This window comes from Mycobacterium angelicum (assembly GCF_002086155.1).
Taxonomy (GTDB): Bacteria; Actinomycetota; Actinomycetes; order Mycobacteriales; family Mycobacteriaceae; genus Mycobacterium; species Mycobacterium angelicum.
Genome location: NZ_MVHE01000003.1, coordinates 165048 through 188540, shown reverse-complemented (window position 1 = coordinate 188540; position 23493 = coordinate 165048). Strand labels below are relative to the sequence as shown.

Annotated in this window: 24 protein-coding genes and 1 pseudogene; 20 read left to right on the top strand and 5 right to left on the bottom strand. The window is 67.5% G+C overall.

Going from position 1 to position 23493, the window contains the following annotated elements; genetic code table 11:
* The first annotated feature begins 49 nt into the window (after positions 1-49).
* The 9 genes from BST12_RS03640 to BST12_RS03600 all read left to right on the top strand — a co-directional run bounded on the left by BST12_RS03640 (position 50) and on the right by BST12_RS03600 (position 10474).
* The gene (locus BST12_RS03640) at positions 50-1030 is read left to right on the top strand and encodes an NAD-dependent epimerase/dehydratase family protein (RefSeq protein WP_083111644.1); all 981 of its coding nucleotides are present in this window, start codon (positions 50-52) and stop codon (positions 1028-1030) included.
* Complete coding sequence (locus BST12_RS03635) at positions 1020-3386, top strand: FdhF/YdeP family oxidoreductase (RefSeq protein ID WP_372510947.1); 2367 nt, start codon at positions 1020-1022, stop codon at positions 3384-3386. The genes BST12_RS03640 and BST12_RS03635 overlap by 11 nt, the downstream gene beginning before the upstream one ends.
* Positions 3386-4207 (top strand): formate dehydrogenase accessory sulfurtransferase FdhD, encoded by an 822-nt coding sequence (fdhD, locus tag BST12_RS03630; RefSeq protein ID WP_083111642.1) that lies wholly within the window; start codon positions 3386-3388, stop codon positions 4205-4207. The genes BST12_RS03635 and fdhD overlap by 1 nt, the downstream gene beginning before the upstream one ends.
* 189 nt (positions 4208-4396) lie before the next feature.
* The gene (locus BST12_RS03625) at positions 4397-4774 is read left to right on the top strand and encodes a YraN family protein (protein WP_083111641.1); all 378 of its coding nucleotides are present in this window, start codon (positions 4397-4399) and stop codon (positions 4772-4774) included.
* Positions 4774-6285, top strand: coding sequence for a YifB family Mg chelatase-like AAA ATPase (locus BST12_RS03620; RefSeq protein ID WP_083111640.1), 1512 nt, complete (start codon positions 4774-4776; stop codon positions 6283-6285). The genes BST12_RS03625 and BST12_RS03620 overlap by 1 nt, the downstream gene beginning before the upstream one ends.
* Complete coding sequence (gene dprA / locus BST12_RS03615) at positions 6282-7451, top strand: DNA-processing protein DprA (RefSeq protein WP_083111639.1); 1170 nt, start codon at positions 6282-6284, stop codon at positions 7449-7451. Before BST12_RS03620 ends, dprA begins: the two co-directional genes overlap by 4 nt.
* 34 nt (positions 7452-7485) lie before the next feature.
* Positions 7486-8337 (top strand): siderophore-interacting protein, encoded by an 852-nt coding sequence (locus BST12_RS03610; protein ID WP_083111638.1) that lies wholly within the window; start codon positions 7486-7488, stop codon positions 8335-8337.
* 34 nt (positions 8338-8371) lie between these two features.
* A complete protein-coding gene (locus BST12_RS03605; protein ID WP_083111637.1) occupies positions 8372-9532 on the top strand; it encodes a lactate 2-monooxygenase in 1161 nt (386 codons plus the stop codon).
* Between the two features lie 33 nt (positions 9533-9565).
* A complete protein-coding gene (locus BST12_RS03600; RefSeq protein ID WP_083111636.1) occupies positions 9566-10474 on the top strand; it encodes a tyrosine recombinase XerC in 909 nt (302 codons plus the stop codon).
* Positions 10475-10603: 129 nt separating this feature from the next.
* Here the strand turns inward: BST12_RS03600 and BST12_RS03595 are convergent.
* Positions 10604-11104 (bottom strand): annotated as a pseudogene (locus BST12_RS03595) (M23 family metallopeptidase); the annotation flags it as partial.
* A 238-nt stretch (positions 11105-11342) separates the two neighbouring features.
* On the opposite strand from BST12_RS03595, the gene rpsB reads away from it, so the two are divergent.
* The 11 genes from rpsB (at position 11343) to BST12_RS03540 (ending at position 20138) form a co-directional block, all read left to right on the top strand.
* Entirely contained in the window at positions 11343-12179 is an 837-nt protein-coding gene (rpsB, locus tag BST12_RS03590; RefSeq protein ID WP_083111634.1) for a 30S ribosomal protein S2, read from the top strand.
* Between the two features lie 12 nt (positions 12180-12191).
* A complete protein-coding gene (tsf, locus tag BST12_RS03585; RefSeq protein WP_083111633.1) occupies positions 12192-13007 on the top strand; it encodes a translation elongation factor Ts in 816 nt (271 codons plus the stop codon).
* A gap of 20 nt (positions 13008-13027) precedes the next feature.
* Positions 13028-14431: an amidase gene (locus tag BST12_RS03580; RefSeq protein WP_083111632.1), complete on the top strand. Its 1404-nt coding sequence runs from the start codon at positions 13028-13030 to the stop codon at positions 14429-14431.
* 191 nt (positions 14432-14622) lie between these two features.
* On the top strand, positions 14623-15108 hold the full coding sequence (locus BST12_RS03575; RefSeq protein ID WP_170062044.1) for a Na+/H+ antiporter subunit E: 486 nt from the start codon (positions 14623-14625) through the stop codon (positions 15106-15108).
* Complete coding sequence (locus tag BST12_RS03570) at positions 15105-15359, top strand: monovalent cation/H+ antiporter complex subunit F (protein ID WP_083111630.1); 255 nt, start codon at positions 15105-15107, stop codon at positions 15357-15359. Before BST12_RS03575 ends, BST12_RS03570 begins: the two co-directional genes overlap by 4 nt.
* Positions 15356-15661, top strand: coding sequence for a monovalent cation/H(+) antiporter subunit G (locus BST12_RS03565; RefSeq protein ID WP_083111629.1), 306 nt, complete (start codon positions 15356-15358; stop codon positions 15659-15661). The genes BST12_RS03570 and BST12_RS03565 overlap by 4 nt, the downstream gene beginning before the upstream one ends.
* Complete coding sequence (locus BST12_RS03560; protein ID WP_083111628.1) at positions 15658-15924, top strand: Na(+)/H(+) antiporter subunit B; 267 nt, start codon at positions 15658-15660, stop codon at positions 15922-15924. Before BST12_RS03565 ends, BST12_RS03560 begins: the two co-directional genes overlap by 4 nt.
* Positions 15921-16664: an MnhB domain-containing protein gene (locus BST12_RS03555; protein ID WP_245850041.1), complete on the top strand. Its 744-nt coding sequence runs from the start codon at positions 15921-15923 to the stop codon at positions 16662-16664. The genes BST12_RS03560 and BST12_RS03555 overlap by 4 nt, the downstream gene beginning before the upstream one ends.
* Positions 16661-17011: a sodium:proton antiporter gene (locus BST12_RS03550; RefSeq protein WP_083111627.1), complete on the top strand. Its 351-nt coding sequence runs from the start codon at positions 16661-16663 to the stop codon at positions 17009-17011. Before BST12_RS03555 ends, BST12_RS03550 begins: the two co-directional genes overlap by 4 nt.
* Positions 17004-18821, top strand: coding sequence for a complex I subunit 5 family protein (locus BST12_RS03545; protein ID WP_211281198.1), 1818 nt, complete (start codon positions 17004-17006; stop codon positions 18819-18821). Before BST12_RS03550 ends, BST12_RS03545 begins: the two co-directional genes overlap by 8 nt.
* A 66-nt stretch (positions 18822-18887) precedes the next feature.
* Positions 18888-20138, top strand: a complete 1251-nt coding sequence (locus BST12_RS03540; protein ID WP_083111625.1) for an HNH endonuclease signature motif containing protein — start codon at positions 18888-18890, stop codon at positions 20136-20138.
* A gap of 156 nt (positions 20139-20294) precedes the next feature.
* Here the strand turns inward: BST12_RS03540 and BST12_RS03535 are convergent, their stop codons facing one another.
* Genes BST12_RS03535 through BST12_RS03520 form a run of 4 tightly spaced genes read right to left on the bottom strand, consistent with a single transcriptional unit; the run spans position 20295 to position 23492 of the window.
* Positions 20295-20501: a hypothetical protein gene (locus tag BST12_RS03535; RefSeq protein WP_083111624.1), complete on the bottom strand. Its 207-nt coding sequence runs from the start codon at positions 20499-20501 to the stop codon at positions 20295-20297.
* Between the two features lie 23 nt (positions 20502-20524).
* Entirely contained in the window at positions 20525-21145 is a 621-nt protein-coding gene (locus tag BST12_RS03530; protein ID WP_083111623.1) for a DUF5947 family protein, read from the bottom strand.
* On the bottom strand, positions 21142-21702 hold the full coding sequence (locus BST12_RS03525; RefSeq protein ID WP_083111622.1) for a hypothetical protein: 561 nt from the start codon (positions 21700-21702) through the stop codon (positions 21142-21144). Before BST12_RS03525 ends, BST12_RS03530 begins: the two co-directional genes overlap by 4 nt.
* A complete protein-coding gene (locus tag BST12_RS03520) occupies positions 21699-23492 on the bottom strand; it encodes a nickel-dependent hydrogenase large subunit (RefSeq protein ID WP_083111621.1) in 1794 nt (597 codons plus the stop codon). Before BST12_RS03520 ends, BST12_RS03525 begins: the two co-directional genes overlap by 4 nt.
* Position 23493 lies beyond the last annotated feature (1 nt).

Here is a 23493-nt window from a genome sequence, read left to right as displayed (position 1 = left end):
CGCCTGGGTCGGCGTTTGGGTCTCGGCGGCTGGGGGAACACCAGTTCGGGTGGGACTCACTGTGGCAGTCACCGGACCGACCGGAGAAATCGGTATTTCAGCGGTGACGGCCTTGGAGCGTGATCCAGCCGTGCAGCGGATCATCGGCATGGCGCGCCGGCCCTTCGATCCCTCGATGCTGGGCTGGGTGAAAACCACCTATCAGCAGGGCGACATCCTCGACCGCGAGGCCGTGGACGCGTTGGTGGCACGGGCCGACGTGGTGGTCCACTTGGCCTTCATCATCATGGGTTCGCGGGAAGAGAGCGCGCGGATCAATCTGCAGGGCACCCGCAACGTGTTCGAGGCCACCGTTGCCGCGCAGCGGCCTCGTCGCCTCGTCTATACGTCCTCGGTGGCCGCCTACGGCTACTACCCCGATAACCCGGTACCGCTCACTGAAGATGTACCGGCGCGTGGCTGCCCGGAGCACTACTACTCCGAGCAGAAGGCCGCATGTGAGGCGGCGCTCGCCGAAATCACCAAGGGTTCCTCGCTGGAGGTCTTCGTGTTGCGGCCGTGCATCGTCGCCGGACCCGAGGCGCACGCGCTGTCCGACGCGATGCCGTGGAAGCAGCTGCCGGCCCCGATCCGCGCGGTGGCCAGGGCGGTGCCCATGTTGAAGCCGGTGGTGCCTGATCCGGGCTTTCCGATGCAGCTGGTGCACCACGACGATGTTGCGAGCGCCATTGCGCTGGCCGCGACGGCACCGGCACCGCCGGGCGTGTACAACATCGCCGGTGATGGTGAGGTGACGGTCACCGACGTCGCAAGAGCGTTGGGTGGCCGGCCGGTGCGCGTCCCCGGCGCCGCTGTGTCGGCGGCGTCCGCGGCGATCTCCCGGCTGCCCTTCCTGCCGTCGGCGGTGGAATGGCTGCACGCCGCGCGGACATCGGTCGTGATGGACACCAGCAAGGCGCAACGGGAGCTCGGCTGGCACCCGACACATTCCTCAGCGGAGACGTTGGCGTCGCTGGCCGCTGCAGTGTAGGGGCCAATCGCGGTACCTTGAGGCCGTGAGATTACAAGGCTCATTTGGCGACTCATTGGGCGACGTGCCCGCCGATTACGACGAGCATGCGGTGACCGTCTCGCCGCGCAAACACGAGGCCGCGGGCGTGCGGGCCGTGATGGTGTCGCTGCAGCGTGGACTGGAGCAGATGGGGGCGTTGCGCACCGCGGCTGCGCTGGCCCGGCTGAATCAGCGCCACGGCTTCGACTGCCCGGGGTGTGCATGGCCGGAGGAGCACGGCGGCCGCAAGCTGGCCGAGTTCTGCGAGAACGGCGCCAAGGCCGTCGCCGAGGAGGCCACCAAACGCACGGTCACGCCGGAGTTCTTCGCGCGGCACTCGATCGCTGAACTGTCCGGGATGCCCGAATACTGGCTCTCCCAGCAAGGGCGCCTGGCCCATCCGATGGTGTTGCGTCCCGGTTCAGACCATTACCGGCCGATCAGCTGGGACGACGCCTACCAGCTGATCGCCGAGCAGCTGGGCGGCCTGGACAGCCCGGATGAGGCGGTGTTCTACACCTCGGGACGCACCAGCAACGAAGCCGCCTTCTGCTATCAGCTGCTGGTCCGCAGCTTCGGCACCAACAACCTGCCCGACTGCTCCAACATGTGCCACGAGTCGTCGGGCTCGGCGTTGACCGAGTCGATCGGCATCGGCAAGGGCTCGGTCACCGTTGACGACGTCGCGCACGCCGACCTGATCCTGATCGCCGGGCAGAACCCGGGCACCAACCACCCGCGCATGCTGTCGATTCTGGAGAAGGCAAAGGCCAACGGCGCCAAGGTCATTGCGGTCAACCCGTTGCCGGAAGCCGGACTGATCCGGTTCAAGGATCCGCAGAAGGTGAAAGGCGTTGTGGGGCATGGCGTCCCGATCGCCGACGAATTCGTGCAGATCCGCCTCGGCGGGGACATGGCGCTGTTCGCCGGACTGGGCAGGCTGTTGCTGGAGGCTGAGGATCGCGCGCCCGGCACCGTCGTCGACCGGGCATTCGTCGACGCGCACTGCGCCGGGTTCGACGAATACCGGCGCGCGACCCTGCAGGTTGACTTCGACACCGTGCTCGAGGCCACCGGCGTCGAACGCGCCCAACTCGAGCGTGTGGCGGCGATGCTGATGGCTTCGCAGCGCACGGTCGTGTGCTGGGCGATGGGTCTGACTCAGCACACCCACGCGGTGGCCACCATCGGGGAGGTCACCAACCTGTTGCTGCTGCGCGGCATGATCGGCAAGCCCGGCGCGGGGGTGTGCCCGGTGCGCGGGCATTCCAATGTGCAGGGCGATCGCACCATGGGTATCTGGGAGCAGATGCCCGAGGAGTTCTTGGTGGCGTTGGATCGCCAGTTCGGCATTGTCAGCCCGCGCCGGCACGGCTATGACACCGTGGCCGCGATCCGCGCCATGCGCGACGGGCAAGCCAAGTTCTTCATGGGGATGGGCGGCAACTTCGCGTCGGCCACCCCGGATACCGGTGTCACCGAGGCTGCCTTGCGTAATTGCGCTCTGACCGTTCAGGTTTCGACCAAACTCAACCGCAGCCATCTCGTGCACGGCCATACCGCGCTGATTCTGCCGACGTTGGGGCGTACCGACCGGGATATCCGCGGCGGACGTAAACAGCTTGTGTCAGTTGAGGATTCGATGTCCATGGTGCATCTGTCGCGGGGCAGTCTGCAGCCGCCCAGCGACCAGGTGCGCAGCGAGGTGGAGATCATCTGCCGGCTGGCCCGCACGCTGCTGGGGCCCCAGCACCCGGTGCCGTGGGAGCGGTTCGCCGCCGACTACGACAGCATTCGCGACGCGATCGCGGCGGTGGTGCCCGGCTGCGACGACTACAACCGCAAGGTGCGGCAGCCCGACGGGTTCCAGTTGCCGCATCCGCCGCGGGATGCGCGCGAATTCCACACCAGCACCGGCAAAGCCAACTTCGCGGTAAACCCGCTGCAGTGGGTGCCGGTACCGCCGGGGCGGCTGGTGTTGCAGACCCTGCGCAGTCACGACCAGTACAACACCACGATCTACGGGCTCGACGACCGCTATCGCGGGGTGAAGGGCGGGCGCCGGGTGGTCTTCGTCAACCCCGCCGACATCGCGTCACTGGGCCTGCGCGCGGGCGACCGCGTCGATCTGGTGTCGGAATGGACCGACGCGGAATCCCGGCTGCAGGAGCGTCGCGCCAAAGACTTTCTGGTAGTGGAGTATTCGACTCCGGCCGGCAATGCCGCCGCCTATTACCCGGAGACCAATCCGCTGGTGCCGCTTGATCACACCGCGGACAAATCGAACACCCCGGTTTCCAAGGCGGTCATCGTTCGATTGGAGCCGGCGTCTTAGTGGGGCACGTAACGGCGCGCCGGCGAGTAAAGCATCTCAGCGCCGATCAAGCGGTCACCCGGGCGGAAACGCTGGCCGTTGAGGAGCCGCTGGAGATCCGCCTCAACGGGACGCCGATCACCGTGACGATGCGCACGCCGGGCTCCGATATCGAACTGGCACAAGGCTTTCTGCTGACCGAAGGGGTTATCGCGCGCCGCGAGGACGTGCTGACCGCGCGCTATTGCGACGGGCGCGGCGAGGACGGCGCCAACACCTACAACGTTCTCGACATCACGCTGGCTGCCGGAGTCGACCTGCCAGATCTCGATGTGACCCGCAACTTCTACACCACGTCATCGTGCGGGGTCTGTGGCAAGGCGTCGCTGGAGGCGGTGCGCCTGATCAGCCGGTTCTCACCCGCCGATGATCCCGCTACCGTCAGTGCCGCCACGCTGAAAGCCATGCCAGACCAATTGCGCAGTGCGCAAAAGGTTTTCGCCAGCACCGGCGGGCTGCACGCCGCGGCGCTGTTCGGTGTCGACGGCGCGATGCTGGCCGTGCGCGAGGACATCGGCCGGCATAACGCCGTGGACAAGGTGATCGGATGGGCGCTGGAGCATGACCGGATACCGCTGGGGGCCGCGGTGCTTCTGGTCAGCGGCCGCGCGTCGTTCGAGTTGACCCAGAAGGCGTTGTTGGCCGGTATTCCGGTGCTGGCCGCGGTGTCCGCGCCGTCGTCGCTGGCCGTTTCGCTGGCCGATGAGTCCGGGATGACATTGGTGGCTTTCCTGCGAGAGGACTCGATGAACGTCTACACGGGGGCCGACCGGATCACTTAGCGTCTTCGAGTGTGTATCCACGGCGGCGGAATCGCCGCGGTGACGCCCTGAGTGCACTCTCAAAGCCGTGGGCGCACATTCGATTCGGGCTTGGGGATAAACCCGCGACTGTGGACAAGTGTCGCCGTGACGGTCGCAAAAAGGTCCGGGCGGGACGGTGTTGTCGGGTCCGGCGTGCAACCTGGCTGCATGACGACCTTGAAGACGATGACCCGGATCCAGCTGGGGGCTTTGGGCGAGGCGCTTGCGGTGGACCATCTGACCGGGATGGGGTTGCGGATCTTGCACCGCAACTGGCGCTGCCGCTATGGCGAACTGGATGTGATCGCCTGCAACCCGGCCACCGCCACGGTGGTGTTCGTGGAGGTCAAGACCCGAACCGGCGACGGCTACGGCGGGCTGGCGCACGCGGTGACCGACCGAAAGGTGCGACGGCTGCGCCGGCTGGCCGGGTTGTGGCTGGCAGGGCAGGACCAGCGCTGGGCGGCGGTCCGCATCGACGTGGTCGGAGTGCGAATCGGTCGGCGCCGCACCCCGGAGATCATGCATCTGCAGGGCGTCGGCTGATGGCGCTGGGACGCGCGTTCTCGGTCGCGGTGCGCGGATTGGACGGCGAGACAGTCGAAATCGAGGCCGACATCACCTCCGGGCTCCCGGGCGTTCATCTGGTCGGACTACCCGATGCCGCGTTGCAGGAGTCCCGCGACCGGGTCCGGGCGGCGGTCACCAATTGCGGCAACCCGTGGCCGATGGCGCGGCTCACCCTCGCACTGTCGCCGGCGACGCTGCCGAAAATGGGATCGGTCTACGACATTGCGCTGGCCGCGGCGGTGCTTTCGGCGCAGCGGAAGAAGCCGTGGCACCGGCTGGAAAAGACGGTGCTGCTGGGGGAGTTGTCGCTGGACGGACGGGTCCGGCCGGTGCGCGGGGTGCTGCCCGCCGTGCTGGCCGCTAAACGCGACGGCTGGCCGGCCGTCGTTGTTCCGGCCGATAATCTGGCCGAGGCCAGTCTGGTCGACGGCATCGAGGTGTGGGGAGTTCGCACCTTGAAGCAACTGCAGAGCTGGCTCAGCGGGTCGGCCGGCCTCAACGACCGGATCGCCGCGACAACCCCCGCCGACGAGGCGACGGTGGATCTGGCCGACGTGGTGGGGCAATCGCAGGCCCGGTTCGCCGTCGAGGTGGCCGCGGCCGGGGCGCATCACCTCATGATGACCGGTCCGCCGGGCGTCGGCAAAACCATGCTGGCGCAACGTCTTCCGGGATTGTTGCCGCCGCTGACCGAGAGCGAGTCGCTGGAGGTCACCGCGATCCATTCGGTGGCCGGCCTGCTGTCCGGACACACGCCGTTGATCACCCGGCCGCCATTCGTGGCGCCGCACCACAGTTCCACCGTTGCGGCGTTGGTCGGCGGCGGCTCGGGCATGGCGCGCCCGGGTGCGGTCAGCCGCGCGCATCGCGGAGTGCTGTTCTTGGACGAGTGCGCCGAGATCAGTCTGAGCGCGCTGGAAGCGCTGCGAACACCGTTGGAGGACGGTGAAATTCGCCTGGCCCGCCGCGACGGCGTGGCCCGCTATCCCGCGCGTTTCCAGCTGATCATGGCGGCCAACCCGTGTCCGTGCGCACCGACGGTTCCTCAGGACTGCATCTGTGCGGCCGCGGCGAAGCGACGCTACCTCGGCAAGCTGTCCGGCCCGTTGCTGGACCGGGTGGATCTGCGGGTGCAGATGCATCCGGTGCGGGCCGGTGCGTTTTCGCCCGCGGATGGCGAGTCGACGGTGCAGGTGCGCCGACGGGTTGCGACGGCGCGAGAGTCGGCCGCCCAGCGGTGGCGAGCGCACGGTTTCTCTACCAACGCCGAAGTCAGCGGGCCATTGCTGCGCCGCAAGTTCCGTCCCGGCAAGGCGGCGATGGACCCGTTGGGCAAGGCGTTGGACAGCGGTCTGCTGAGCATCCGCGGCGTGGACCGCACGCTGCGCGTCGCGTGGAGTCTGGCTGATTTGGCCGGCCGAACTTCGCCCGGCATCGAGGAAGTCGCCACCGCGTTGAGTTTCCGGCAAGGAGGAGCACAGCGATGACCGATCCCGCAGCCCGCGCCTGGGCCTATCTGTCCCGAGTGGCCGAACCGCCCTGCGCGCCTCTGGCCGCCCTGGTGCGACGCGTAGGCCCGGAAGAGGCGGCCGACCTGGTCCGGCGCGGACTGGTCGATGAAGAGGTGGCCCAGCACACCGAGGCCAAACGCGAAATCGACCATTCCGCAGCAGATCTCGAGCTGCTGGCCCGTCGCGGCGGACGACTGATCACACCCGACGACGACGAGTGGCCGGGATTGGCGTTCGCCGCATTCTCGGGTTGCGCGGCGCGGGACAGGCCGCGCGGCGGGCCGCCGATGGTGTTGTGGGCACTCGGCCCGGCACGGCTGGATGAGGTTGCCGACCGCGCCGTCGCCATGGTCGGAACCCGCGCCGCCACGCCCTACGGCGAGCACATGACGGTCGAGCTGGCAGCGGGATTGGTTGAGCGCGACATCGCGATCGTCTCCGGCGGCGCCTACGGCATCGACGGCGCAGCGCATCGGGCGGCGCTCGCTTCCGACGGTGTCACCGCGGCGGTCCTGGCCGGCGGGCTCGACATCTTCTACCCATCCGGACATTCGGCGCTGCTGCATCGCATCGCCCAGCACGGGCTGCTGTTCACTGAATACCCGCCGGGGGTGCGTCCGGCCCGGTACCGGTTCCTGACCCGCAACCGTCTGGTGGCCGCGGTCGCGGGAGCAGCCGTGGTGGTGGAAGCGGGGCTGCGCAGCGGCGCGGCGAACACGGCCGCCTGGGCGCGGGCACTGGGCCGGGTGGTGGCCGCGGTCCCCGGGCCGGTGACGTCGTCGGCGTCGGCGGGGTGTCATGCGCTGCTGCGAAACGGCGCGGAGCTGGTCACCCGCGCCGCCGACATCGTGGAGCTGGTCGGTCGCATCGGTGAGCTGGCGCCCGACGAGCCGCGACCTGCCACCCCGCTGGATGGGCTCGGTGAGCCGGAACGACAGGTGTACGAGGCGTTGCCGGGCCGCGGCGCCGTCACCGTCGACGAGATCGCCGTCGCCGCGGGCTTGCCGCCGGCCCAGGTGCTGGGGCCGCTGGCGATCCTCGAAGTTGGCGGGCTGGCAGAGTGTCGCGACGGTCGTTGGCGGATCGTGCGTGCAGGTCGCGGCAAGGCTTCGGCCAGGAGCCCAGCCCCGCGACTCGTATAGTCGACTGCGGGTTGGGTATCAGACAGGAGGACAAGTGGCGGGTCGACCCGTGCAGAGCTTTGAAGTCGTCGGTACCCAACAGCTGGCGCCACATATGGTGCGGGTGCTGATTGGCGGTGAGGGCTTCGATGGCTTCACTCCCAGCGCCTTCACCGATTCCTACGTCAAGTTGGTGTTCGTCGCCGACGATGTCGACGTTGCCGCGTTACCCCGGCCGTTGACCATCGACAGCTTTACCGACCTGCCTCCGCAGAAGCGGCCGTCGGTGCGTACCATCACCGTTCGCCGCGTCGACCCGGCCGCCCGGCAGATCGCCCTGGACATCGTGACGCACGGCGATCACGGCGTCGCCGGCCAATGGGCCGCCGCGGCACAACCCGGCCAGCCGATCTACCTGATGGGCCCAAGCGGCGCCTACGCCCCCGATCCGGCCGCTGACTGGCATCTGCTGGCCGGCGATGAATCCGCCCTGCCCGCCATCGCCACAGCGCTGGAAGCGTTGCCGGCCAATGCAATCGGCAAGGCATTCATCGAAGTCGCCGGGCCGGATGACGAGATTGCCCTGACCGCGCCGGAGTCAGTGGAAGTGAACTGGGTATACCGCGGCGGCCGGGCCGATCTGGTACCCGAGGACCGCGCCGGTGACCACGCGCCGCTGGTCGAGGCGGTGACCACCGCGCAGTGGCTGCCGGGACAGGTCCAGGTCTTCATCCACGGTGAGGCCCAGGCCGTCATGCACAATTTGCGTCCCTACATTCGCAAAACGCGTGGCGTAGAAGCGAAATGGGCCTCGTCGATCTCCGGCTACTGGCGGCGTGGGCGCACCGAAGAGACGTTCAGGCAGTGGAAGAAGGAGCTGGCGGAGGCGGAGGCCGGCCCTCAGTAGCGCCACCGCGGCCAGCGGCTGGCATTCTCGACGCATGGCGTTCGGGGACTACCAGATCGAAATCTACTTCCAGGGCCTGGCCGGGATAGTGCCGCAGCTGCCGATGGCGTTCGCGGAATTGGAGGCCAAGGCCGAAATGGCCCTGCCGCCGTCGGTGTGGTCCTACGTCGCCGGCGGCGCCGGCGACGAGCGCACCCAGCGGGCCAACCGGGATGCCTTCGATCGGTGGGGCCTGATACCGCGCATGCTCGTCGGAGCCACCGATCGTGACCTCACCGTCGAGATGTTCGGCCTCACGCTGCCCTCTCCGCTGTTCATGGCGCCGATCGGAGTGATCGGGCTGTGCGCCCAGGACGGCCACGGCGACCTGGCCACCGCACGCGCGGCCGCCCGCACCGGCGTCCCGATGGTGGCCTCGACGCTCACCGTGGACCCCATGGAAGACGTCGCGGCCGAATTCGGTGACACCCCAGGGTTTTTCCAGCTGTATACCCCCACCGACCGTGAGGTGGCGGCCAGTCTGGTCCAGCGTGCCGAAGCCGCCGGCTACAAAGGCATCGTCGTCACTCTCGACACCTGGGTCACCGGCTGGCGGCCCCGCGACTTGAGCACCGCCAACTTCCCCCAGCTGCGCGGCCATTGCCTCGCGAACTACTTCAGCGACCCGGTATTCCGGGCCAGCCTGCAGCGCCCGCCCGAGGAAGACCCGCAGGGCGCCACGCTGCGCTGGGCGCAAATCTTCGGAGCTCCGTTGACCTGGGACGACCTGGGCTGGTTGCGGTCGTTGACCGACCTGCCGCTGATCCTCAAGGGCATCTGCCATCCCGACGACGCCCGGCGCGCCAAGGACGGCGGTGTCGACGGCATCTACTGCTCCACCCACGGCGGCCGGCAGGCCAACGGCGGCTTGCCCGCGGTGGACTGTCTGCCCGCCGTGATCGAGGCCGCTGACGGGTTGCCGGTGCTGTTCGACTCGGGTATCCGCAGCGGCGCCGACGTCGTCAAGGCGCTCGCGCTGGGCGCAACCGCCGTCGGCGTCGGCCGGCCGTACGCCTACAGCCTGGCCCTGGGCGGCGTCGACGGCATCGTGCATGTGCTGCGCATGCTGCTCGCCGAAACCGACTTGATCATGGCCGTCGACGGATACCCCAAGCGCAAAGATCTCACCCCGGACACGTTGCGGCGCGTCGGCTGAGCGCGGGGCTGTGCTGCCTGCGACTGTGAACGAGTGCCCGATAACAGCGAGGCGATCCTCGAGGAGTTCGACGAATACCTGGATCTCCAGTGCGGCCGCTCGGCCCACACCCGCCGCGCATATCTGGGCGACCTGCGCTCGCTGCTGGCCTTTCTCGCCGATCGCGGCGCGGGTCTGGACGGATTGAGCCTGCCAGTCCTGCGCGCGTGGCTGGCCGCTGCCGCCGGCGCCGGGGCCGCGCGGACGACGCTGGCCCGGCGCACCTCGGCGGTCAAGGCCTTCACCGCGTGGGCCACGCGCCGCAACCTGTTGGCCGGCGATCCCGCCGCACGCCTGCAGGTGCCCAAGGCGCATCGAACCCTGCCGGCGGTACTGCGGCAGGATCAGGCGCTGGCGGCCATGACAGCCGCGAAATCCGGTGCCCAGCAAGGTGATCCGCTGGCACTGCGAGACCGGCTGATCGTCGAATTCTTGTATGCCACCGGAATCCGGGTGAGTGAACTGTGCGGCCTGGACGTCGATGACATCGACACCGGGCATCGGGTGCTGCGAGTGCTCGGTAAGGGCAACAAGCAGCGCACGGTGCCGTTCGGGCTGCCGGCCGCCGAAGCGTTGCGCGCCTGGCTGGCCGACGGGCGTCCGGCGCTGGTAACCGCGGAGTCCGGGCCGGCATTGCTGCTGGGCGCACGGGGCCGGCGCCTCGACGTCCGGCAGGCGCGCACGGTCGTGCACCAGACGGTTGATGCGGTGGATGGCGCGCCCGACATGGGGCCACACGGATTGCGGCACAGCGCGGCCACTCACCTCCTGGAAGGCGGCGCTGACCTGCGGGTTGTTCAGGAACTGCTCGGACATTCCAGTTTGGCCACCACGCAGCTCTACACCCATGTGGCGGTGAACCGGTTGCGGGCGGTGCACGATCAGGCGCATCCGCGGGCCTAGTGCGCCCAGTGCGCCGAGTGTGCTCTGACGGCTTCGAGTGGGTACTGAGGGTGGGATTCTTGGCTGTCGGCCGCCCTGAGCGCACATTCAAGGCCGCAAATGCACACTCGATGCGGGCGCGAGGCCGTCCAGCGGCTTAAGCCGTATCGGCGTGGCCGCCAGCAGGCCCAGCGGATCGACATAGTCGGCCCCCGAAGCCGGGCCCCACATCGCGCCCCAATGCAGGCACGCCTGACTCGGGCAGCCGGGATGCCCGGCCATCAGCTCGCCGATCGCAGTCTGCGCCGTCACCTGCTGACCGACCCGTACCGTCGCCCGCACCGGCTCGTAGCTGGTGTGCAGGCCGCCGGGGTGGGCCAGCGAAACGACCGGGCGCCCGGCCAGCGTTCCGGCGAACACTACCGTCGCTTCACCGGCCGCATACACCGGCTGACCTGCGATTCCGGCCAAGTCCACACCGCGATGACCGGGATGCCAATCCGGAAAGGGCGCATCGAAGGCGCGGACCACGGCCGGCGGCGGCCGCAGCGGCCAGTCCAGCCGCACACCGTCGGCCGAAGCGGGCGGCGCACCGACCAGCGCCCAGCACAAGAACAGCACCATCCGTCGCACCCGGTCAGTCCAGTGCATCCACCCCGGCGGGGCCACTCACCGCTGTGGACAAACCACCAGTTGGTGCGGTGTAAACTTCTCCACGCAGCTCGCATCAGTGGGCTGACTTCGCGTGTCTGCACCGCGACTCCCGTTGCACTAGGAGTTCGCATCGTATGCCGGGCGGTCCCGTAACAGGGTCCGGCATCGCCGCAGACACCAGGGCCCGGCTTCACCCGATGCCGGGCGACAACCGACACAGGTAAGGCACATAAGCATGGCTGTCGTAACCATGAAGCAGCTGCTCGACAGCGGCACCCACTTCGGGCACCAGACCCGTCGCTGGAATCCCAAGATGAAGCGGTTCATCTTCACCGACCGCAACGGCATCTACATCATCGATTTGCAGCAGACGCTGACCTTCATCGACAAGGCGTACGAGTTCGTCAAGGAGACCGTCGCCCACGGTGGGTCGGTGCTGTTCGTCGGCACCAAGAAGCAGGCGCAGGAGTCCGTCGCCGCCGAAGCGACCCGCGTCGGCATGCCGTATGTGAACCAGCGCTGGCTGGGCGGCATGCTCACCAACTTCTCCACCGTGCACAAGCGTCTGCAGCGCCTCAAGGAACTCGAGGCCATGGAGCAGACCGGCGGCTTCGAGGGCCGCACCAAGAAGGAGATCCTGGGTCTGACCCGGGAGAAGAACAAGCTGGAGCGGTCCCTCGGTGGTATCCGCGACATGGCCAAGGTGCCGTCGGCGATCTGGGTCGTCGACACCAACAAGGAGCACATCGCCGTCGGCGAGGCTCGCAAACTGGGCATCCCGGTCATCGCGATCCTGGACACCAACTGCGACCCCGACGAGGTCGACTACCCGATCCCGGGCAACGACGACGCGATTCGTTCGGCGGCCCTGCTGACCAAGGTGATCGCGTCCGCGGTGGCCGAGGGCCTGCAGGCCCGCGCCGGGCTGGGCCGCGGCGACGGCAAGCCGGAGGCAGATGGTGCCGAGCCGTTGGCCGAATGGGAGCAGGAGCTGCTGGCCTCCGCAACGGCCACCGCCGCCCCCAGCGACCCGGCCGCCGGCGACACCGAAACCACGACCGACCCCTCATAGGAAGGCTGACCATTGGCGAACTACACCGCTGCCGACGTCAAGCGACTTCGGGAGCTGACCGGTGCCGGCATGCTCGACTGCAAGAACGCCCTGGTCGAGACCGACGGCGACTTCGACAAGGCCGTCGAGGCCCTGCGGATCAAGGGCGCCAAAGATGTCGGCAAGCGCGCTGAGCGGGCGACGGCCGAGGGCCTGGTCGCGGCCAAGGGCGGCGCCCTGATCGAGTTGAACTGCGAGACGGACTTCGTCGCCAAGAACGCCGAGTTCCAACAGCTGGCCGACAAGGTAGTGGAAGCCGCCGTGTCCTCGAAAGCCGCCGATGTCGACGCGCTCAAGGCCGCCAAGGCCGGCGACCAGACGGTCGAAGAGGCCGTCGCTGCGTTGTCGGCGAAGATCGGCGAGAAGCTGGAGCTGCGTCGGGTCGCGATCTTCGACGGGACTGTGGAGACCTACCTGCACCGGCGCTCGGCCGACCTACCGCCGGCGGTGGGCGTGCTGGTCGAGTACAGCGGCGACAATGCCGAGGCCGCACATGCGGTCGCACTGCAGATCGCCGCGCTCAAGGCCCGCTACCTGACCCGCGACGACGTGCCCGAGGAGGTCGTCGCCACCGAGCGGCGGATCGCCGAGGAGACCGCCAAGGCCGAAGGCAAGCCTGAGCAGGCGCTGCCCAAGATCGTCGAAGGCCGCGTGACCGGCTTCTTCAAGGACACCGTGCTGCTCGAACAGCCGTCGGTTTCCGACAACAAGAAGACCGTCAAGGCACTGCTCGACGAGGCGGGCGTGACAGTGACGCGGTTTGTGCGGTTTGAGGTCGGTCAGGCCTAGGCGGCGCTAGCGTCACATACATGACGCGCATACACGCTTTCGGAGACGATGCCCTCGGCGACCTCGACGCGGTCGCTCTCGCCGAGGAGATTCGCTCGGGCCGAGTCAGCCGGGCCGAACTCGTCGAGGCCGCCATCGCGCGCGCCGAAGCGGTCGATCCCACGCTCAACGGCCTGGCGTATGCGGCCTTCGATCAAGCGCGGGCCACGGCGTCCGGCGACGTCAAGGGCTTTTTCAACGGCGTGCCGACGTTCATCAAGGACAACGTCAAAGTCGCCGGACTGCCGTCAATGCACGGCACCGACGCGTGGCAGCCCTACCCGGCGGCCGCCGACAGCGAGATAACCCGAGTGCTGCTGGGCAGCGGCCTGGTGGCGCTGGGCAAGACGCAGATGTCGGAGTTCGGGTTCAGCGCCGCCGCCGAACATCCCCGGCTGGGACCGGTGCGCAATCCGTGGAACCCCGACCACACGGCGGGCGCGTCGTCGTCGGGATCGGGGGCGTTCGTCGCCGCCGGCGTGGTGCCGATCGCACACGCCAACGACGGCGGCGGTTCCATTCGCATCCCGGCCGCCTGCAATGGACTGGTGGGTCTCAAGCCATCGCGGGGGCGGATGCCGCTGGACCCGGAGTATCAGCGGCTGCCGGTGAGCATCGTGGCCAACGGGGTGGTAACCCGTTCGGTCCGTGACACCGCGGCCTGCTACCGGGAGGCCGAGCGCATCTGGAGCAACCCCAAACTGCCGCCGATCGGTGACGTGACGCGGCCGGGCAAGCAACGGCTCAAGATCGCGGTGGTAACCAATTCGGTCCAGCGCGACGCAAGCCCAGAAGTACGGGAATTGACCTTGAAGGCCGCCGCCCTGCTCGAGGAACTGGGCCATCGCGTCGAATACATCGACAACACCTGGGTGCCGGCCAGCTTCGTCGACGATTTCGTGCTGTATTGGGGTCTGCTGTCGTTGGGCCAGATCGCCACCGGGCGCCGCACATTCGGCGACACCTTTGACCGCACCCGGCTGGACACCCTGACGCTGGGGCTGGCCCGGCACACCAAGCGCAATCTCCACCGGCTGCCGCTGGCGATCACGCGGCTGCGCCGGCTGCACCGGCGCAGCGCGCAGTTCTTCGCCAACTACGACGCGCTGCTCACGCCGACGCTCGCCGAGGTGACGCCGCAGGTCGGTTACCTGGCGCCCAACGACTACCAGCAGGTGCTCGACCGGCTGTCCAACTGGGTCGCGTTCACGCCGCTGCAGAACGTGACCGGGGACCCTGCGATCTCGCTTCCGTTGGCGCAATCCGCGGATGGCCTCCCGGTCGGCATGATGCTGTCCGCCGATATCGGCCACGAGGCCCGACTGCTGGAGCTGGCCTATGAGCTCGAAGAGGCCCGGCCCTGGGTCAGGATTCACGCCTGCTGAACCACCGGCCCTCCTGAACCGGCCCTAGGGATTTTCGCGCTCCGGTTTTACCCGCCTCGTGGCGGGCAACTTCACTGCTTGCGGGGTCACGAGCAGAGGAGGTCCGATGCCGAAGACGTCCAGGGGCACGCCGAAAATCGATGAGCTGACCAAGCCCGATCCGGTCGGCGCGATCAAGAAGCTCAACCGCCGTGTCCCGGGGAAGTAAGCGCAACGGATTGGCACCGTTGCTCGGTGAAATCGCATTCTGGTGGATCCTCACCGCCGGTGTTTGGCTGGTCACGTTGAGCGCACGCACGTCCTCGGAATTGGCGGTGATGGCGGTGTGCACGCTGCCGTGTGCGATGCTGGCGCGCCCGGCCCGGCGCGCCAACGCCGGACGCTGGCAGCTCCGGATCGGCTGGCTGCGCTGGCCGCTGACCATGGCGGGCGAAGTGATCCCACAAACCGTCCAGGTATGGGTGTACGCCCTGCGGAGGACCAGGCCGACGATTCGAGCCGTGCCGTTGCCCGACGAACCCAAGGCGGTGGCGGCAGCACGCCGAGCCGCCGCCGTTCTCACCCTGGCCACCACACCGGGAACCGTTGTCCTGGACTGTGATCCACGTAAGCGATCGGTGCTGGTCCATCTCACCGGCCGGCGACCGAGCCGGCTCGAACAGGCGGTGCAACGATGAGCGCCGGCGAGATTGCGGTGCTGCTCTTGCTGATCGGGGCATTTCTGCCCGGCATCGTGATGTCGTCGCGCGGCCTGCCGCAGCAGCGGCTGGTGGGACTCGAGTTCGCCAGCATGGCCGCGGTCCTGGCCCTGACGGTGATTTCGGTTGCTTGGCAACGTGATTCGAATCTGATCGTCCCCCTGGTTTTGGCCCTGGTGGCGCTACCCAGCTCGTTGGTCTACACGAGGCTGCTGGGGCGCGACAGATGAGCAGCCAGCCGATCGGTTGGGCAGTGGTATTCATCGGCGTCGCGGTGATGTCGCTATCCGCGATCGTCGCGACGGCCCGGCCCCGGGTGTTCGATCGGCTGCACCTGCTGACCACCACGACATCGGTCGGGGCGCCACTGATCGGTTTGGGGCTGGTCATTTTGCGGGGATGGAGCCAGGCCTCGGCGATGATCATCGTCATCACGGTGCTGGTCGTCTTGTCCGCGCCGGTGGTCTCGTCGGCGACGGGCCGGTTGACGGCCGACCTCGACGGCGTGCTCGATCAGGATCGGCCGAAATGACCGCGTTGATCATGGTCGTGCTGACGCTGGTCGGGGTTACCGGAACGGTCGTCGCGTTGACCGGAGCACCCGACCGCCAGGCCATCCCGTTGTCCATTTTCGGCCTGGCTCTCACCGTGCTCTTCGTGCTGCTGCAGGCCCCCGACGTCGCGTTGTCGCAGTTGACAATTGGGGGAATCGTGGTGCCGCTGATGGTAATGCTCACCATTCGGGCGGTGCGCCGGCAGACCGACGACGGCAATACCGAAGAGTCCGCACGGTGACGCGCGGGATCCGCACGGCGGTGTTTCTCCTCTCGGCGGCGGGTCTGGCCGCGTTGCTCTGGATCGCGATGACCGAGCTGCCGGTGTTCGGTCACGACGACCACCTTTACCGGGATCTGGCTGTCGCAGCGGCCTTTTCGCGGGCAACGGCCAATGTCGTCGCGTCGGTCAACTTCGACCAGCGCGCGCTGGACACGCTGGTGGAGGAGAGCATTCTGCTGGGTTCGGTGACCGGGGTCATGACCCTGCTGCGCCCGGCGGTGGAAGAACGCGAATACCGGCCGCCGCATGGCGGAACGGTATTGGATTCGACGCGACTGGTCGGCTATGTGATGCTGCCGGTGACCCTGGCGCTCGGCGTCGATGTGATTGTGCACGGGCACCTTACCCCCGGCGGCGGGTTCCAGGGCGGCGTGGTTTTGGCCGCGGGCTTGCATTTGCTGTATGTCACAGGCAGTTTCAGAGTCTTGGACCGGCTGCGGCCGGTCAACGTCTTCGATATCGGGGAGGCGCTGGGGGCGGCTGCGTTCGTGGTGATCGGGCTGGCCGGGGTGGTGGCCGGCGGTGTGTTTCTGCAGAATCTGTTGCCGACCGGCACCATGGGCAACCTCTTCTCGGGCGGATCGGTGGCCCTGCTCAACATCGCGGTGGGTGTGGAGGTGGCCTGCGGGATGACGGTGTTGCTGGCGCAATTTCTGGCCCAGGAGATCACCATCGTCAAGGAGGGCGGGGGCCGGTGAGCGTCTATCCCTACTGCGTGGCGGCTTGGCTGGTGTTGATCGGCGCGTTCGGAATTGTCCGCAGCCGCAACCTGATTCACGCGGTCGTGTGCCTGTCGGTGGCCCAGTCCGGCACCTATGTCCTGCTGTTGACCGTCGGGTTCCAGCGCGATTCCGCACCGCCGATATTCAGCGGGCCGAACGTGCCGTCGGCCAAAGTCGTGGTCGACCCGGTGGTGCAGGCGATGACGTTGACCGACATCGTGATTCAGGCGACCGTGACGGCATTGCTGTTGGCGCTGGCGATTCAGATCCACAAACGCCACGGAACGCTGGATCCCGATGAGCTGTCCGCACTGCGTGGCTGAGCCGGCCGCCCAGATCCTGCCGCTGCTGGTCGCGGTTCCCCTGGTAGCGGCCTGCGTGCTGCTGGCCGGCAGCCACCGGTTGTCGCGCGCGGCGGCCAGCTGGCTCACGGTCACGGTGTCGGTTGCCGCGACCGGTGCGGCCGCAGTTGCGTTGGCAGCGGCGCAGGAACATACCGTGGTCACCTGGATCGGCGGCTGGTTCATGCAGGGACGGGCCACGGTCGGTATTGCGCTGGCCGCCGACCCGATGTCGGCCGGCCTGGCCACGTTGATCGGCGTGCTGATGGCCTGTGCCGCGTTCTACAGCCGGCGCGGCCTCGACGAGGCGGGACCCCGCTTCGACGCACTGATGCTGATCTTTCTGGCGGCGATGAACGGTTTCGTCTTCGCCACCGATGTGTTCAACATGTTCGTGTTCTTCGAACTGATGGGTGCGGTGGCCTACGCCCTCACCGGGATCAAGATCGAAGACAAGTCGGCGATCCAGGGCGCCCTGAACTTCGGCATCATCCAATCCCTTAGCGCCTGCCTGACTTTGGTCGGTATCGCCATGCTGTATGCGCGGGCGGGCCAGCTGGGCATGGCTCAGCTGGGCATCGCGCTGGCCAAGCGGCCGGCCGACGCACTCACCGTCGCCGCCTTCGTGCTGATCTTTGCCGCGCTGATGGTGAAAGCGGCCATCGTCCCGCTGCATTTCTGGCTGGCCGACGCGCACGCCGTCGCCCCGGCCGGGGTCTGCGTGCTGTTCTCCGGCGTGATGGTCGAGCTCGGGCTCTACGGCTTGTGGCGGGTGTACTGGGTGGTGTTCGCCGATGCGTTGCCCCGCGCCGCGGTATCGCGGACGTTCGTGGTGGTCGGTGTGGTCACCGCGGTCATCGGAGCGGTGATGTGCCTGCTGCAGCGGCACCTCAAGCGGCTGCTGGCTTACTCGACGATCGGCCACATGGGACTGTTCCTGGTTGCCGCGGCCTCCCTGCGTCCCGACGCGATTGGCGGCACGGCCATCTACGTGATAGCCCACGCCGGCGCCAAGTCGGCGCTGTTCTTACTGGTGGGCATCCTGCTGGATCGCTATCAGACGGTCGATGAGCTGGAGTTGTCCGGGCGCGGGCGCGGACAGTGGGCGCTTGGCGTGCTGTATCTGGTGGCGGCGGCTGCACTGGCCGGGCTGCCGCCGTTCGGCACCGCGCTGGGCAAGTCGCTGAGCGAGGAGGCGCTCGGCTCGGGTTGGGGCTCGGCGTTGTTCCTCCTCGTTTCGGCGGCGACCGCCGGTGCGGTGCTGCGCGCCGGTGTGCGGTGCTTCACCGGATGGGGCCATGACCGAGAAGAATCAAGCGACGGTGCCGAAGAACCCAGCAAGGGGGATGAGGAACCTGACACCAGGCTGGGCCGGACGCCGCCCAGCATGTACGCCGCGACCGTTGTGCTGCTGCTGGGTTGTCTGGCGGCCGGCATCCTGCCCGGCGCCGCCGATGCCGCGGACGCTGCCGCGCGCAGCTTCACCGACACCGCCGGTTACGTCACGGCCATCGTCGGCGGTACTGCCGCGTCACCGGGTACCGGCCCGAGCCACGGGTGGTCAGCCACCGGCGTCGGGCTGGCGATACTCGGCGTCATCGCCGCTGCGGGCGTGGCGTTCGTCGGGTTGCGGCCGCCGGCCAACGCGATGCGGCGCGTCGTGGCCGCGGCATCCCGGCCCGTGGTCACGGTGCTACACGGCGCGCACTCCGGTCATATCGGTGACTACGTCGCGTGGATGTTCGCCGCCCTCACCGTGCTCGCGGCGGCCTTGGCGGTGCAGGTGGCGTAAGGGTGACTTTGGAAACCGGAAGCCGGCTGGCCCGGACTTGTCGGTGGTGGCTGCGATGATGACGTCATGTCTTCTGCTGCTTCTGCGGGCGCCGTAATGGTGAGCCCGAGCGAGCGGCTGGAGGTGTTGTTTGAGGAGCTGGCGGAGTTGACCGGTCAGCGCAACGCTATCGACGGGCGCATCGTGGAGATCGCGGCCGAGATCGATCGCGACGAATTGTGCGGGATGACCGGGGCGCGGTCGGTGCCGGCGTTGGTGGCCTGGAAGACCGGCTGCTCACCGGCCAATGCCCACACGATCGCCACCATTGCGGGCCGGCTGGACGAGTTTCCGCGTTGCGCTGAAGGCATGCGGGAGGGTCGGCTGTCGCTGGATCAGATCGGAGTTGTTGCGGCGCGGGCAGGGGAGGGATCTGACGAGCATTACGCGCAGCTGGCGCGCAGTGCCACGGTCAGCCAGTTGCGCACCGCCGTCAGGCTGGAGCCGCGGCCCGAGCCCGCTCCTGGGCCGGCCCCGCAGCCCTCGATCACCAAGAGCAGCGATGAGCAGTTCACCTGCTGGCGGATCAAACTTCCCCATGCCGAGGCGGCTAAGTTCGACGCTGCCTTGGCATCTCACCTGGATGCGTTGATCGCGCAGTGGAAGCGCGATCACCCCAATGGCCGGGGCGCGTCCCATCAGCGGCCGCCGTTGCCCGGTGCTGTAGAGGCGTTTCTGCGTCTGGTCGAGGCGGGTTGGGACGCCGAGGCCACCCGCCGCCCCCACGGACAGCACACCACCGTGGTGGTGCACCTCGACGTCAAGGAGCGGATCGCAGCGCTGCATCTGGGTCCGCTGCTGTCGGCCGAAGAACGCCGTTACCTGACCTGTGATGCCACCTGTGAGGTGTGGTTTCACCGCGACGGTGAGGTCATGGGCGCCGGCCGGGCGACCCGCGTGATCAACCGCAGGCTGCGCCGCGCCCTAGAACACCGCCACCCGACGTGCGCGGTTCCCGGCTGTGACGCCACCCGTGGTCTGCACGCCCACCACCTGCTCCATTGGGAAGATGGCGGCCCCACAGAATTGGCCAACCTGGTGCTGCTGTGTCCGTACCATCACCGGTTGCACCATCGCCGCGCAATCACCATCAGCGGGGACCCCACCGCGCTGATCGTCACCGACAACACCGGCCGAGCACTGAGCCCGGGATCGCTGGCGCGTCCGCCCACCCAACCCCCGCCCGCGGTGGCGCCGTGTCCGGGACCTACCGGCGAACGCGCCCAGTGGTGGTGGTATGAACCCTTCCAGCCGCAACCACCACCAACAACCAACTGATTGGGTAGGGAGCTACATCCGTTCGGTCTTGATATAGCGGATGATCGCGGGCAGCTCACGCCAAAACAGCGCAAGCATGCCGACACTCAGCACGGTCAGCAGCACATACCGCGGCTTGTTCATTTCACGAGACTCCTCAGCGATTCCGAAGCCGGCTCACCCCGGCGGCAGGTTGGGCATGATGGGCAGGATCGCATCGTGTTTCTTGGGATGCACGCCGGTAGAGCGCCGGGCATCGGCGGTGCCGTCCTCATGGTGGCCGACGTTCTTGTGGTACGGCCCCTGGTTGCCCTGCTCGACTCGCCACGAATGCGCCGTCGCATCAGGTTTGGTGTCGGGCTTGCCGACCCGGATCTCGGCCATGTCGGCCCCTTTCTTGGATCTGATTACGGTGTCGGAGAAAAGCTTTCGTTCAGCTCAGCGAAGAAGCCGTCGATTGCCGGCCAGACCCGGCTGCCGCCGGTAAGCCCGCGCCATTCGCTTCGGATCACTGCCACCAGCCGGTAACAGTCGTCGATCGGAACGATCCAGTGTTCGTCGGCGTGACGAGCGGTATTGACCAACAGCGCCTCGACGACACCGGCCAGCTGTCCAAGTTGTGGCCATTCCTCCACCACGGCACGCCAATTGGCGGCATCCACCTCCCACGCCGTCGCGCCCATCGGGCTGGGATAGTGCGCGGTGACGGCTCCGTCATCGCCAATAGTGAAGAATGCCAAGCCAACCGGTACGCCGAGCGCAGCAAGCCCCAGGGTGGGCAGGCGTAGTCGCCGATCGGGAATCAATCGGTAGTGGTCGCGACCGGCGGCCTCGCGGACGAACAGGACGCTGCAGGCGCGGCAGGCGCACAGCAATTCCTCGCTGTGTTCGTCGAGCAGGTGCCGATGCGGTTCCGGTATTGGGGCGCTGCACAACTGGCAATGCAGCACTTCGTCGATGGGCGCGGATGCCCGGCGGATGGTGCGCTGCAGGGCAGAGCGCGGTGTAACCGTCGATAGGCCGTTCACGTGCGGACTCCGCCGGCCGGTGTGTGGGCCAGCAGATTCTCGAGCGGAATGAATGCGCCCTTTCGCGCGGCGCCCGACACCACGCTCACCTCGGACAACTCGGGGGTCAAGGCCAACACGGCATCACGCACCACCTCGGCAAGACCGGCCGATCCGCACCCGTGGGCCGAAAGTCGCACGGTGGCAACGCCGTCGTCGATGCCGGCCAGTTCCAGGTGTGCGCCCTGTTCCGTCATGGCAGCGGCCAATCGGGCAACGACGCGGGACACGCGCGCGCCGACCGGCTCGGGGTGAATACCGTGCAACACCAGCAGATGACCGAGTAGCTCGTCGTCCAGAAACGCCTCGCGCAACGCCGCAGTATCGGCGACAAAGCCGATGGCGCGGGCCAGCGCCTCACCGTAGACCCGGGCCAGCGCCGTCACCGCCTCGGCCGCGATCTGCCCGCCCGGACCCGGGGTCAGCTCCACCTCTTCGAGCAGCCCGTCCAGCCGAGTCAGCAGCTCACGAATCTCGTTGTCCGGCAAACGATTCGATGGGACGGCCGGGCCGGTCATGGCTCCATCCACCCTGTCGGCGAATGGATCTTCTGGATGGTGCGGCCACCGCCGACGTACATGTGCACGCCGCACGGCAGGCAGGGGTCGAAACTGCGCACCGCACGCATGATGTCGACACCGCGGAAGTGGTCCGGGCCGTTCTCCTCGAAGATCGGCATGTTCTGCACTGCATCCTCATAGGGGCCAGGGGTGCCGAAGGAGTCGCGCGGACTGCCGTTCCACGGTGTTGGCGGATAGGGGTGATAGTTTGCGATCTTTCCTTTCTTGATCACCATGTGATGCGACAACACCCCGCGCACCGCTTCGTGGAATCCACAGCCGATCGCCTCGTCGGGCACCTCGAAGTTGTTGAACACCTTGGTGTCGCCGGCCCGCATCCATTCCATCGCCCGCTCCAGGAAGAACACCGCCATCGCCGCGGCGTAAGCGACGAAGTAAACCCGTGCGCGGTCGCGCTCTAATGCGTTGGACCACTGGGGAATCGTCCACTCCACGGTGGTCTCCGGCAGTTCTCGGCTCTTGGGCAACGAGATCTGCACGCTGTGCCCGGTCGACTTGATGTAGGGGGTGTTGACCAGACCGGCCAGCGCCGTGGCATACAGCCTGGCGAACGGGCCGCCGCCGGTGTCCAGCGCCAGGTGTTCACCGCTGTTCTTGTCGAACCAGCGGGGGCTCATCACCCAGCTGTATTTGTCGTTGAAATCCCGTTTCTGCGGCTCGGGCAAGGTGGTCTGGTTCCACGGATGCCGCATGTCCACCGGGTTGCCCAGTGGGTCGTGGGTGACGAACGGCTCCTCGTTGACCCAGTCGTGGTAGAACGAGCTGCCCAGCAGGATGCGGATGCCGAGGTTGATGTCGACCAGGTCCGTGGTGACCAGTTTGCCGTCGACCACCACGCCCGGCGTCACGAACATCGCCCGCCCCCAGTTGGTCATGTTCTCGTAGCGGTAGTCGACGGTGTAGGCGTCCTGGAAGGCGCCCCAACAGCCCAGCAGCACCCGGCGCCGGCCGACTTCCTCATAGCCCGGCAGCGCGTCGTAGAAGAAGTCGAAGACGTCGTCGTTCAACGCGACGGCCTTCTTGACGAAGTCGAGTATTCCCAGCAGCCGCGACAGGTAGTCGGTGAACAGGCTTGGCTGCGGCATGGTGCCGACGCCGCCGGGGTAGATCGTCGACGGGTGTACGTGCCGGCCTTCCATGAGGCAGAACATTTCTCGCGTGACGCGACTGATTTTGAGCGCCTCCCGGTAGATTTCGCCCTCGAACGGGTTGAAGGCACGCATGATGTCGGCGATGGTGCGATAGCCATGGATGCCGGCGTGCGGCGCCTCGGTGTTCTCGGCCTTGGCCAGTACGCCGGGATTGGTCTCCTTGACTATGGCCTCGCAGAAGTCGATGAACACCAGGTTGTCCTGAAAAATGGTGTGATCGAACAGGTATTCGGCGGCTTCGCCGAGGTTGATGATCGCCTCGGCCAGCGGCGGGTTGTCGATCCCGTAAGCCATGTTCTGGCAGTAGACCGAGCAGGTGGTGTGGTTGTCGCCGCAGATTCCGCAGATGCGGCTGGTGATGAAGCCGGCGTCGCGCGGGTCTTTGCCCTTCATGAACACCGAATAACCGCGAAACAGCGACGAGGTGCTGTGGCACTCTTCGACGATCTTGGTGCCGAAGTTGATCTTGGTGTAGATGCCGAGGTTGCCGATGATCCGGGTGATCGGATCCCATGCCATCTCAATGGTTTGCGACGAACCCTTTGCGCCCGTTTGCGCCGGCTCGGTGACAGTCATT